Source organism: Pseudomonas sp. 18175 (assembly GCF_050432925.1).
Lineage (GTDB): Bacteria > Pseudomonadota > Gammaproteobacteria > Pseudomonadales > Pseudomonadaceae > Aquipseudomonas.
Genome location: NZ_JBKFTO010000004.1, coordinates 191,075 through 203,780, shown reverse-complemented (window position 1 = coordinate 203,780; position 12,706 = coordinate 191,075). Strand labels below are relative to the sequence as shown.

The window sequence follows — 12,706 nt, the reverse complement described above, 5'->3', positions numbered from 1 at the left end:
AGGAACTCCCTTTTGAGCGATTTAGTTGAAACGGCTGATTGCATAGGGTGCAAGGTCGACCAACGAGGGATTGCCCAGTGCAATATCGCTGACCAAGCGACCAGTTGTAGCCGCCTGTGTCAGGCCCAGGTGACCATGGCCAAAGGCATAGATCACTGCGGGATGACGCGGTGAAGCGCCGATCACCGGCAGGCTGTCAGGGGTCGCCGGGCGATGCCCAGCCCAACAGGTGCCACCCTCCGTGCGCAGCCCAGGAAGATAGAGCGCAGCCAACCTGGCCAGGGCCTGGGAGCGCTTGAAGTTGGCAGGCGCATGCAACCCACCGAACTCAGCGGCGCCACCAATCCTCAAGCCACACCTCAACGGCGTGGCCACGAAATGGCGCTGCGCAAAGATAACTTCTCTGGACAAGACGACGCCTGGCTCCGCAAATGTAGTGTTGTAGCCGCGCTCGCTTTCCAGCAGGACCGTGTCCCCAAGGCACCGGACCAGCGCGCCCGACCATGCGCCAGCGGCGACCACGACCTTATCGGCGGTTATCCACCGACCATCGCTGAGCCCCACCGACACCGCGCGGCCCTCAACGCCAGGCCGAATATCGCAGACTTGGCCGACCTCGATATCAAGACCTCTGGCAAGCAATGACTGACGTAATTTATCAACCAGGGTTTTGGGGTCCCTGACATGCGACCACTGGGGAGTGAACACTCCTCGAGTGATCGACCGACCGAGCGCAGGCTCGATTTCACGGGCTTCATCACCACTCACGGTGCGCACCTCGATGCCCCAGGCACGCTTGATGTCCCACTGCATTGTATCCTTGTTGAACTCCGCCTCGTTCTCGTAAACCGTCAACGCGCCGAGCTGCTGCAATTCTTCGTGCAGATTATGTTCGGCGAGCAGCGGCAACAGGTCGTCATAGACCCGGGCGTTAATCGCCGCCAATGCCGACACTATGCGAGTGAACTCCGAGGGCCTGCCGGCACGGGAGAAGCGCAGCAGCCACGGTATCAGCCGGGGCGCGTGCCACGGACGTATCGCCAACGGCCCCAAGGGGTCCGCCAGCCAACCGGGTACCTTCCATAAAACCCCCGGCACCGAGGCTGGTATCACTTCCGTAACCGCAATGCCGCCAGCATTGCCGAACGACGCCTTGTCACCCTCAGGATCGCGGTCGACCACCGTGACGCGCACACCCCCAGTCAGTAGATGGTGCGCCGTCGCCAACCCCACGATGCCAGCGCCAATGACAATTACGTGCCTCATGAATCACATCCTTCTCAGATGGAAAGAAACGCACCTTTCTTAAAACGACCATGGCGAGTCTGTTCGCCCCATTCACTCGATGTATATTGGATACACTAAACACAAACTGTCAACCATCCGTGTAGCGCCCGACAAACGCCGATACATTTCATACGCAGCAACATCTTTTTAAAAATACATAACTAATTGTTTTTAAATTCTTTATGTTCAACCTCTCCTGCCCAACTGACGCAGCTATGCAAAAAACACATTGTTACCCCCTTCTTTTGCGGATAAACATTTGCTAGATTTTTACTCGGGATGTTGATTGGATACAAAATACACGAACGCCACACCCCCTCAATAATAAAATGACAACCAGATCGGGGACTCACATGAACATCACGCGCCGCGCAAGCGCCTCTCTCCTGCTCGCCCTCGCCACAACCGCAACCATCGCCTCAGCCGTTGCCGACTCGACCCTGGACCAGGTCATTTCGTCAAAAACCCTAAGGTGCGGTGTGCAACTCGACTATCCACCGGCCGGCTTTCGCAACCAGGCCAATGAGCCAGAGGGATACGACGTCCAATACTGCAAGGACATGGCCAAGGCCCTTGGGGCAAAGGCGGTGATTGTCGAAACGCCCTCCTCCGAACGCATTCCTGCGCTGGTGTCCAATCGCATTGACGTGCTGATCGCTTCCACCTCGATCTCACCCCAGCGCGCCTTGAGCGTGAGTTTTTCCCAGCCCTACGTGAACTACACAAACGTCGTGCTGACCCGCAAAGATGCCAAGATCGAAAGCTTCCAGGACCTGAAAGGCCGCAACATCGGCGGTGTCACAGGCACCACGACCGAGCAGGAGTTACAGGCTCTGCGCAAAGGCTGGAATGACCCGCGCGGCAGTTACACCGGTTTCGGCAGCGAAGCGGAGGGTTACCTGGCACTGGCCCAGGGCAAGATAGACGGCGTGATCATCGGAAATGCCTCGGCGGCCGCACTGGTCCAGAGCGGGCAATTCCCTACGCTGGCGATCAAGGGGGGCGCGCCTACACCGCCCGACCTGTGCGGCATCGCGGTGAGAAAGTCCGACGCGCAAATGCTCAATTGGGTAAAGACGTTCGTCTGGGCACAAGTCAAGAACGGTCGCTACCAAGAACTGTATGCGCAGTACTTCGGTGACGGTGAGGCGCCGTCGCTGACTGTCGCCGGCGTGGACTACTGACCTCACCCATTGAGCGGCCTGAAAAGGCCACTCCTGCTCGGAGGCTGCGCTATGTTCGGATACACATTTTACTGGTCAATGGTCTGGGAAAAGCTCCCCGAGCTGATCAATGGCGCCAAAACGACACTAGTATTGACCGTGCTTTCAATGATCCTCGGCACGCTGATCGCCCTGGCGCTGACCCTGCTGCGCCAACAGAACAAAGGCCTTGGATACGCCCTTGCCACATCCTGGATCGAAGTCGCGCGCAATACGCCCGCGCTATTTCAGGTGTACATGATCTATTTTGGCCTGGGCGCACTGGGGCTGCATTTCTCCAGCTACCTGGCGATGCTGCTGGCGCTATCGTTCAACAACGCCGGATACCTCGCCGAGATTTTTCGCGGCGGGATGCAGGCCATTCCACGACAACAACACAGGGCCGCCAGGTCGCTGGGCATCTCATCGCTCGGCACCTATACCCACGTGGTCTTTCCGCAGCTGTTCAGGATTGTCTATTTCCCGTACGTCAACCAGCTCAACTGGGCCCTGCTCAACAGCTCACTGGGCATGATCATCGGCCTGCGTGAGCTCACAGGCGCCACGCAAGCCGCCCAGTCGGAATCTTTCAGGACGTTCGAGTTTTTCATCATCGCCGCCATGATCTACTTCGCCATGTCCAAGCTTATCGAAGGCGGCGCCCGATTCACCTTCTGGCGCATGTTCAAGGGGTAGGCGGCCATGCAATTTCAACTGGCCTATTCAGGCTTGCACTGGGGCGATGTTCCCTTCGTGCTTATCGGCATCTGGCACACCCTGTTACTGACGTTGCTGGCCACCGTGATTGGCACCCTGCTCGGCGTACTCGTCGGCTGGCTTCGTCAGGAATCGGTTTTCGCCCGAGTCGCTCTTGGCCCCTTCGTCAACGTCATCCGCAGCATTCCACTGATCATCCAGTTCATCTTGGTCAACAGTCTCTTCGCCATGACCGGCTTCGGGGTGAGCCCGCTGCTCATTGGCGTCGTCGTCCTCAGCCTCTACATGGGCATGTTGACTTCGGAACTGGTTCGCTCAGGCTTGCAATCCATCCACCCCCAACTGAAAAAAGCCAGCCGGTCGCTGGGGCTGAGCTATTGGCAGGAGCTGCGCCACATATCCACCCCACTTGCCTTTCGCACAGTGCTTCCCGGCTGGATAGGCACGGTAATAGGCCTGACCAAAGATACTGCCCTTGTAAGCGTGGTGGGCTATATCGAGCTGCTGCGGGCCTCTCAGATCCTGATCAACCGCTCAAACGAAGCTCTCCTGGTGCTCACCGGCGCCGGGCTTTTCTACTTTGCGATCTGCTACCCGATTTCCCGCTACAGCCGCCATCTTGAAAAGGAACTGCACCATGATTGATATCAAGGATGTCCGCAAAAGCTTCGGCCCCATTGAAGTCATCAAGGGCGTCAACCTGACGATCCAGAAGAGCGAAGTCCTGTGCCTGATCGGCGCCAGCGGCTCTGGGAAGTCCACCTTACTGCAGTGCATCAATGGTCTGGAGCCGATTCAAGGAGGCAGCATCCTGGTAGACGGGATTAATGTGCACGCCAAGGGAACCGACTTGAACACGTTGCGCCAGAAACTCGGCATCGTGTTCCAGCAATACAATGCATTCCCCCATCTCACCGCCCTGGAGAACGTGGCGCTGGCTCCGCGCCTGGTAAAGAAGCTGCCCAAGACCCAAGCTTTGCAATTGGCCCACGATCACCTGGCCTTCGTCGGCCTCGGCGATCGCGCAGACATGCGCCCCGCAAGCCTGTCCGGAGGCCAGCAACAACGGCTGGCGATTGCTCGCGCCCTGGCGATGCAGCCCGACTACATGCTGTTCGACGAAGTCACTTCCGCCCTTGACCCTGAACTGGTGGGAGAAGTGCTGGACACTATCCGCAAACTCAAGGATTCAGGCATGACCCTCATCATGGTGACCCACGACATTGCCTTCGCCCGTGAGTCGGCCGACCGAATCGCGTTCTTCGACAAGGGCTTGATCTGCGAAGTAGGTGACGCTCGCCAGGTCATCAATGAGCCACGTGAGGAGAGGACTCGGCAGTTCCTCCAACGGGTATTGCACTGACTGTCAACGTGCTGACGCCGATTGAACAGCGACCATTGCAGGTGGCAAGCTAGACAACCAGCCGACGACGCCTCTTACTACTGAGCGTGTCCAAGCAAAAGGCTGCCTGCTTAAACGCCACTCACAGGGAGTTGTATGCGCAAGGATTACCTGGCGTTTTTTGTGTCGCTGTTCCTGTCGCGGTTGGCGGACCAGATCCTGCTGTTTATCGTGCCCTTGATCGTGTTCCAGACTACACAAAGCGTGTCGCTGGCCGGCCTGGCATTTTTCGTCGAGTCGCTGCCACGCTTCCTGGCGTTCCCGGTATGCGGGGCACTGTGCGACAAGTATCCGCCGGTGCGCATCCTGCATATCAGCCAGGTTTACCGCGCACTCGCGTGCGTGATCGCGGTGGCGCTGTACGGTGTTTTCGACGGGATCTACTGGATCGTGTTGCTCTCGGCGCTGTGCGGGGTGTTGACCACCCAAGGCATCATGGCCCGCGAGGTGCTGATGCCCCATGTGTTCGCGCAGTACAGCTACGCCAAGACCCTCTCTTACTCGCAGATCGCCGACCAGAGCGGCCTGGTACTCGGGCCCCTGGTGGCGGCATTGATGCTGGACGTGTGGGCGTGGCACTGGGTGGTGCTGGGGGTGGCCGCGCTGTTTGTGCTGGCCGACCTGGCGATGGGCGTGTGGCAGCGCGTCAACACGGTGAACCTAGAGCGGTTCGAACAACATCGGGATATCTGGCTGCAACCGTTGCGGATTGCATTCGGGCATATCCGCAGCCTGGCGGGGTTGAAGCGTTTGATTGCACTGACGGTGGGGGTGAACCTGATCATCGGTGTCACCCTGGCCACGTCCGCCGCAATGGTCACCGGCCAGTTCGCCGAGGGCAAGGATGCTTATGCCGGGCTACAGGCAGCAGGCGCGCTGGTGACCATCGCGATTCTTTTCTACCTGGCCCGCACCACCTTGCCATTGAAATGGCTGGGCGGGTTGTCTTACGCACTGATCACTGTGGGCGCGCTGGTCATGGCGATCAGCCCGAACCTGTGGGTTTACGCCCTGGGGTTCCTGCTGGTGATCGGCTTCGACAAGATGTACAGCGTGTACATGCGCAGCGTGCGCCAGAAGGTCATTCCGGTGCAGGACTTCGGCAAGACAGTGGGCGTGATCACGCTGCTCAACAACTTGCCGCAACCGCTGGCAGGCCTGGTGGTTGCCCTGTTGGCGGCACCCTTGGGCACGCAAACGGTGATCCTGCTGCTGAGCGGGATCACTGCACTGATCGGCGTGGCGGTAGCCTCAGGCTGGCACGCCGCTGTGAAAGCGGAACTCGATATCGGGTGATTCGATCAGCTCCTGCTCGGTCGCTCTTACCCGCTCGATCACTTGGGCAACATCCTTGGCGTCACCGTATTGGTAGGCCAGCTTGAGGTAACCCTGGAAATGCCGGGCTTCGCTTTTCAGCAGGCCAAAGTAGAACTTGCCGAGTTCTTCGTCCAAATGCGGCACCAACGCTTCGAAACGCTCGCAACTGCGTGCTTCGATAAAAGCGCCCACCACCAGCGTATCCACCAGTTTGACCGGTTCATGGGTGCGCACCACTTTGCGCAAACCCGAGGCGTAACGCCCAGCATTCAATTGACGCAGCTCGACCTTGCGCTTTTTCATCAGGCGCATGACTTGTTCGTGGTGCACCAGCTCCTCGCGGGCCAGGCGCGACATCATATTGATCAGGTCGACATGGCTGTAGTACTTGGCGATCAGGCTCAAGGCGGTGCTGGCGGCTTTGAATTCACAGTTCTTGTGGTCGATCAGCAGGGTTTCCTGATCGGCCAGAGCGGCCTGGACCCAGGCGTCGGGGGTGCGGCAACCGAGGAATTCGTGGATTTCTGGCAGGTTCATCGGGCTCACGGGCAAAAGGATCACAAAAGGGCGCCGATTATACCGACCACGCCGCAGACCACCAGCCACTGGCCTTGATGTGCATCAACATGCCGTCTGGCAGGCAGCAACTATAGTTGTTGCATGCCCCTTTCCTGGAGAACCCGACCATGCAAGCCATCCGCAGCATCCTGGTGGTCATCGAGCCCGAACATTCGGAGAGCCTGGCCCTCAAGCGCGCCAAGCTGATTGCCGGGGTGACCGGTGCGCACCTGCATTTGTTGGTGTGTGACAAGAAGCATGAACATTCGGCGTTGCTGAGCTTGCTCAAGGCCGGTTTGCAGGAGGATGGCTACAGTGTGACCACCGAGCAGGCGTGGAGCGACAGCCTGCATAAAACCATCATCGAGGTGCAGCAAGCCGAAGGCTGTGGCCTGGTGATCAAACAGCACTTCCCCGACAGCCCGCTGAAAAAGGCATTGCTCACTCCGGCAGACTGGAAATTGCTGCGCTACTGCCCGACGGCGGTGCTGTTGGTGAAGACCTCTACACCTTGGGCTGGCCGGGTGATCCTCGCGGCCATAGACGTGGGCAACAGTGACGGCGAGCATCGCTCACTGCACAACGCCATCATTGACCATGGCTTCGACATCGCCAGCCTGGCCAAGGCGCAACTGCACGTGATCAGCGCTCACCCATCGCCGATGCTGTCGGCAGCGGACCCGACCTTTCAGCTTAAGGAGACCATCGAGGCGCGTTATCGCGAACAGTGTCGGGCGTTCCAGGCTGAATTCGACGTGGACGACAAGCACCTGCATATCGAAGAAGGCCCGGCGGATGTGTTGATCCCCCACCTGGTGCATAAACTGGAAGCGGCAGTGACCATTATCGGCACCGTGGGACGCACCGGGATTTCCGGGGCGCTGATCGGCAATACGGCGGAGGTGGTGTTGGATGCGGTGGAAAGTGATGTGTTGGTGCTTAAGCCTGAAACACTCATGGCACATCTAGAAGAACTGGCCAGCAAGCCCTGAAGCAATCTATAGAACGAAGGAGATCAAAATGTGGGAGCGGGCTTGCTCGCGAAGGCGGTGGGTCAGTCACCTAAGATGTCGACTGGCCCGCCGCCTTCGCGAGCAAGCCCGCTCCCACATTTGTTTTGTGTGGTGTCAGTTGGAAAACACATCTTTCAGAAACCCCGGCGCGATATAGCGCTGGTAGTGGGCCTCGGACAGGATAAAAAACTCACGATCAATGGCATCGCGCAGATCCGGCAAGGCCCACTCACGAAATTCCGGCAATAGCACCATGCCGTAAGCTTCCAGGTTGGAGATGACCCGTGCGCCCCGGGCGATCAACTGGTACGCCCAGCAGTACTCGGACTGGTGCGGCACGAAGCGAATCTTGCGCTGCTCCAATTGGCCACGCAGCATCTTGGGGTCAAAAACCTCCACCTTACCGGCCATCACCTGCACCAGCAGTTGCTCCAGGCGCAGCCAGACCGCGCGTTTTTCTTCCTCGTTGTAGCCATTCCACTGGATCACTTCGTGGTGGAAACGCTTGCAGCCACGGCACACGAGATCGCCGTAGACCGTGGAGCACAGGCCTACGCAGGGGGTCTTGATGGTTTGGTTGGACATGGGCGACAACACGCAAATCAGCGAAACAATGCGCCATGTTAGCCCTTTGTCTAACCTTCATCACCCTGCAAACTTACCAAGGCAACTTACCTTTAGAAATTTTTTGCCGTAGAATCATCCGGCCTTGTAAGGCGCCAATAATCCGCTGGAAGCTGTTTTCAAAGCGTCACGAGCACAGTCGTTCCTTCAGAACGGTGTTGGCGATGGTCAATGACTCGGTAGGTCAATGCCCTCGCCAACCCTCATCAGCTCCGTTCTGCAGGCGTAAAACTTTGAAAGCAGCTTCTGTGAGGAATGCCGGCAGCGCTGGCTTTGCGGCCCAAAAAGCCCCCGAGCGCATGCGTGCCGTTCATTTCTGGATGAGCGTCCCGTGGGACCACTGATGAGGGTAATAACTGTGCTTGAAGCCTACCGCAAACATATCGAAGAGCGTGCAGCCCTGGGTATTGTTCCCCAGCCGCTTAACGCCGAACAAACCGCAGGCCTGGTCGAGCTGCTGAAAAATCCTCCGGCTGGCGAAGAAGAATTCCTCGTTGACCTGATCACCAACCGCATTCCACCAGGTGTTGACGAAGCTGCCTACGTCAAGGCCGGTTTCCTGTCTGCCCTGGCCAAGGGCGAAGCCACTTCCCCCCTGATCAGCAAACAACGCGCTGTTGAACTGCTTGGCACCATGCAAGGCGGCTACAACATCGTGACTCTGGTCGAGCTGCTGGACGATGCCGAGCTGGCACCTGTCGCCGCCGCCCAACTCAAGCACACCCTGCTGATGTTCGATGCGTTCCACGACGTGGCCGAAAAAGCCAAGAATGGCAACGAGCACGCCAAAGGCGTGATCCAGTCCTGGGCTGACGGCGAGTGGTTCCGCAACCGCCCTACCCTGGCCGACAAGATCAGCCTGCGCGTATTCAAGGTCACCGGCGAAACCAACACCGACGACCTCTCCCCTGCGCCTGATGCCTGGTCCCGTCCAGACATCCCGCTGCACGCCCTGGCCATGCTGAAAATGGCTCGCGAAGGCATCGTGCCAGACGAGCAAGGCAAGACCGGCCCGATGAAGCAGATCGAAGAGATGCGCGGCCAAGGCTTCCCGATCGCCTACGTGGGTGACGTGGTAGGTACCGGTTCGTCCCGTAAGTCGGCGACCAACTCCGTACTGTGGTTCTTCGGCGACGACGTTCCTTACGTGCCGAACAAGCGCGCCGGCGGCTTCTGCTTCGGCAGCAAGATCGCTCCAATCTTCTACAACACCATGGAAGATGCTGGCGCACTGCCAATCGAATTCGACGTTTCCAACATGAACATGGGCGACGTGATCGACCTGTACCCGCATGCTGGCAAAGTCTGCAAACACGATTCCGACGAAGTCATCACCACCTTCGAAATGAAGACCCCGGTGCTGTTGGACGAAGTGCGCGCTGGCGGCCGTATCCCGCTGATCATCGGTCGCGGCCTGACCGACAAGGCCCGTGCTGAACTGGGTCTGGGTCCTACCGACCTGTTCAAGCTGCCAGAAGCGCCGGTCGACACCGGCAAAGGCTTCACCCTGGCACAGAAAATGGTCGGCAAGGCGTGCGGCCTGCCAGAAGGCAAAGGCGTTCGTCCTGGCACCTACTGCGAGCCGAAGATGACCACCGTGGGCTCCCAGGACACCACCGGTCCAATGACCCGTGATGAACTCAAAGACCTGGCGTGCCTGGGCTTCTCGACCGACCTGGTGATGCAGTCCTTCTGCCACACCGCGGCCTATCCAAAGCCGATCGACGTGACCACCCACCACACCCTGCCTGACTTCATCATGACCCGTGGCGGTGTATCGCTGCGTCCAGGCGACGGCATCATCCACAGCTGGCTGAACCGCATGCTGCTGCCGGACACCGTGGGCACCGGTGGTGACTCCCACACCCGTTTCCCAATGGGCATCTCGTTCCCGGCCGGTTCTGGCCTGGTAGCGTTTGCCGCAGCCACTGGCGTAATGCCACTGGACATGCCGGAATCGATCCTGGTGCGCTTCAAAGGCAAGATGAAACCTGGCATCACCCTGCGTGACCTGGTTCATGCCATTCCTTACTACGCGATCCAATCGGGTCTGCTGACAGTAGAGAAGAAAGGCAAGAAGAACGCCTTCTCCGGCCGCATCCTGGAAATCGAAGGCCTGAACGACCTGACGCTGGAACAGGCTTTCGAGCTGTCCGACGCCTCGGCTGAACGTTCGGCTGCCGGTTGCACCATCAAGCTGTCCAAAGACTCCGTCACCGAATACCTGAACTCCAACATCACCCTGCTGCGCTGGATGATCGGTGAAGGCTACGGCGATGCACGCACCCTGGAACGTCGCGCCCAAGCGATGGAAGCCTGGGTTGCCAACCCAGAGTTGATGGAAGCCGATGCCGACGCGGAATACGCCGAAATCATCGAGATCGACCTGGCTGAAATCAACGAGCCTATCCTCTGCGCACCAAACGACCCGGACGACGCCCGTCTGCTGTCGAGCGTTGCTGGCGAGAAGATCGACGAAGTGTTCATCGGTTCGTGCATGACCAACATCGGTCACTTCCGCGCTGCCGGTAAACTGCTGGAACAGGTCAAGGGTCAGCTGCCAACCCGTCTGTGGCTGTCGCCGCCGACCAAGATGGACGCTCACCAACTGACCGAAGAAGGCTACTACGGCATCTACGGCAAAGCTGGCGCACGCATGGAAATGCCGGGCTGCTCGCTGTGCATGGGTAACCAGGCACGGGTAGAGCCGAACTCGACTGTTGTGTCGACTTCGACCCGTAACTTCCCGAACCGTCTGGGTGACGGCGCCAACGTCTACCTGGCCTCGGCCGAGTTGGCGGCAGTTGCTTCCACCCTGGGTCGCCTGCCGACCGTCGAAGAGTACATGGGCTACGCAGCGAAACTGGACACCATGGCCAGTGACGTTTACCGCTACCTGAACTTCGACCAGATCGCCGAGTTCCGCAAGATCGCAGCAAGCGCCAACATCCCGGTGATTCAAGCCTAAGGTGTTGATGCAATAAAAACGCCGCGTATCGCAAGATACGCGGCGTTTTTTTATGCTTGGAATACTGACTTGATAACACCACAAAAAAATGTGGGAGCTGGCTTGCCTGCTCCCACATATTAGATCTGCACAGTCAGCCAGACCGCGTCAGCCTCAAGGAATCAGCGAATACACCACCGCCGTAATCGCCACCAGGCCTACCGCCGTAACGAACACATTGGAAGCCTGCCCACGGTACTTGGCCATGGCCGGCACCTTGCGAATCGCGTACATCGGCATCAGGAACAGGATCGACGCAATGATCGGGCCGCCCAGCGCTTCGATCATGCCCAGAATGCTTGGATTGAGCGTGGCAACGATCCAGCACACCACCAACATGAACGCAGCGGTCATGCGGTCCAGAGTCTTCGGCGCCGGACGGCGACCGGTCTTCACCACCAGGCCTTTAAGGCCTTCGCTGGCACCGATGTAGTGGCCCAGAAACGACTTGGCAATCGCCACGAACGCAATCAACGGCGCGGCAAAGGCGATCGTCGGGTTATCGAAGTGGTTAGCCAGGTACGACAAAATCGACAGGTTCTGCGCTTTCGCTTCGGCCAGTTGTGCCGGCGACAGGGTCAGCACGCAACTGAACACGAAGAACAGCACCATCACCACCATCAGCAGGTGTGCGCGGGACAGGATCTGCGAGCTGCGCGCATCGGCGTGGGCGCCGTACTGGCGTTTCTGGTCAACGGCAAAGGCCGAGATGATCGGCGAATGGTTGAACGAGAACACCATCACCGGAATCGCCAGCCACAAGGTGCTAAGCAACGCAGACGGCGCGGGGATCTCGCGGGCGGTGCTGAGGATGCCGCCATTCCAATGGGGGATCAGGTACACGGAGAGGAACAGCAGAGCGACGATAAACGGGTACACCATCAGGCTCATGGCCTTGACGATCACTTGCTCGCCGCAACGCACCACGGCCAACAGGCCAAGGATCAGCACAAACGACAGGATCGCCCGTGGCGGCGGCAAGATATGCAACTGGTGCTCCATGAAGCTGCCGACGGTGTTGGTCAAGGCCACGCTGTAGATCAGCAGAATCGGGAAGATCGCGAAGAAGTACAGCAACGTGATCAGCGCGCCAGCCTTGATACCGAAATGCTGCTCGACTACGTCAGTGATGTCGGCACCTTCACGACCGGACAGCACGAAACGGGTCAGGCCACGGTGCGCGAAGAACGTCATCGGGAAGGCCAGCAGCGCCAGGATCAGTAGCGGCCAGAAGCCTCCCAGGCCTGCGTTGATGGGCAAAAACAAAGTACCGGCGCCGATGGCGGTGCCAAACAGACCGAGCATCCAGGTGGTGTCCTGGCGGCTCCAGCTTGTGAGAGTTGCAGGTGTCGTTGCATAGCGCTCGTCGACGCTATTGGCCTGATCATTCATCCGGTCGGATCTCCGCATTTACACGGCCGGGACGAGTCAGAAAAACCTGACAGGCAGCGCCCCGACCATAGAAGGGCCGCGATTGTCCGGGATTCTTGTGAATAAGCAAAGACTTAGCTGAGGAACGATGGCGTGGCGCATCGACGCGTGACATTTATTTCAGACACATTTATTGACAACATAACGC

11 protein-coding genes are annotated in these 12,706 nt (G+C 58.7%); 7 read left to right on the top strand and 4 right to left on the bottom strand.

The window, feature by feature from the left end; genetic code table 11:
- Positions 1-21: 21 nt before the first annotated feature.
- Complete coding sequence (locus ACLD1Y_RS07560; protein ID WP_429476863.1) at positions 22-1,266, bottom strand: NAD(P)/FAD-dependent oxidoreductase; 1,245 nt, start codon at positions 1,264-1,266, stop codon at positions 22-24.
- Between the two features lie 374 nt (positions 1,267-1,640).
- Here ACLD1Y_RS07560 and ACLD1Y_RS07555 point away from each other — a divergent pair, with 374 nt between their 5' ends.
- From ACLD1Y_RS07555 to ACLD1Y_RS07535, 5 genes are all read left to right on the top strand, one after another.
- On the top strand, positions 1,641-2,471 hold the full coding sequence (locus ACLD1Y_RS07555) for a transporter substrate-binding domain-containing protein (protein WP_429476861.1): 831 nt from the start codon (positions 1,641-1,643) through the stop codon (positions 2,469-2,471).
- A gap of 51 nt (positions 2,472-2,522) precedes the next feature.
- Positions 2,523-3,185: an amino acid ABC transporter permease gene (locus ACLD1Y_RS07550; RefSeq protein ID WP_429476859.1), complete on the top strand. Its 663-nt coding sequence runs from the start codon at positions 2,523-2,525 to the stop codon at positions 3,183-3,185.
- 6 nt (positions 3,186-3,191) lie between these two features.
- Entirely contained in the window at positions 3,192-3,851 is a 660-nt protein-coding gene (locus tag ACLD1Y_RS07545) for an amino acid ABC transporter permease (RefSeq protein WP_429476857.1), read from the top strand.
- Positions 3,844-4,569 carry an amino acid ABC transporter ATP-binding protein gene (locus ACLD1Y_RS07540; protein WP_429476855.1) on the top strand — a complete coding sequence of 242 codons (726 nt, stop codon included), beginning with the start codon at positions 3,844-3,846 and terminating at the stop codon, positions 4,567-4,569. Before ACLD1Y_RS07545 ends, ACLD1Y_RS07540 begins: the two co-directional genes overlap by 8 nt.
- A 135-nt stretch (positions 4,570-4,704) precedes the next feature.
- Positions 4,705-5,904: an MFS transporter gene (locus ACLD1Y_RS07535; RefSeq protein WP_429476853.1), complete on the top strand. Its 1,200-nt coding sequence runs from the start codon at positions 4,705-4,707 to the stop codon at positions 5,902-5,904.
- Here the strand turns inward: ACLD1Y_RS07535 and ACLD1Y_RS07530 are convergent.
- The gene (locus ACLD1Y_RS07530) at positions 5,860-6,462 is read right to left on the bottom strand and encodes a tRNA-(ms[2]io[6]A)-hydroxylase (protein WP_429476851.1); all 603 of its coding nucleotides are present in this window, start codon (positions 6,460-6,462) and stop codon (positions 5,860-5,862) included. The genes ACLD1Y_RS07535 and ACLD1Y_RS07530 overlap by 45 nt on opposite strands.
- Positions 6,463-6,611: 149 nt before the next feature.
- Here ACLD1Y_RS07530 and ACLD1Y_RS07525 point away from each other — a divergent pair, with 149 nt between their 5' ends.
- Positions 6,612-7,475 carry a universal stress protein gene (locus tag ACLD1Y_RS07525; RefSeq protein WP_429476849.1) on the top strand — a complete coding sequence of 288 codons (864 nt, stop codon included), beginning with the start codon at positions 6,612-6,614 and terminating at the stop codon, positions 7,473-7,475.
- 135 nt (positions 7,476-7,610) lie between these two features.
- Here the strand turns inward: ACLD1Y_RS07525 and ACLD1Y_RS07520 are convergent, their stop codons facing one another.
- Positions 7,611-8,081 (bottom strand): DUF1289 domain-containing protein, encoded by a 471-nt coding sequence (locus tag ACLD1Y_RS07520; RefSeq protein WP_429476847.1) that lies wholly within the window; start codon positions 8,079-8,081, stop codon positions 7,611-7,613.
- 397 nt (positions 8,082-8,478) lie between these two features.
- Between ACLD1Y_RS07520 and acnB the strand changes: the two genes are divergently transcribed.
- On the top strand, positions 8,479-11,088 hold the full coding sequence (acnB, locus tag ACLD1Y_RS07515; RefSeq protein WP_429477077.1) for a bifunctional aconitate hydratase 2/2-methylisocitrate dehydratase: 2,610 nt from the start codon (positions 8,479-8,481) through the stop codon (positions 11,086-11,088).
- A gap of 153 nt (positions 11,089-11,241) precedes the next feature.
- Here the strand turns inward: acnB and ACLD1Y_RS07510 are convergent, their stop codons facing one another.
- The gene (locus ACLD1Y_RS07510; RefSeq protein ID WP_429476845.1) at positions 11,242-12,519 is read right to left on the bottom strand and encodes a serine/threonine transporter; all 1,278 of its coding nucleotides are present in this window, start codon (positions 12,517-12,519) and stop codon (positions 11,242-11,244) included.
- Between the last annotated feature and the right edge of the window lie 187 nt (positions 12,520-12,706).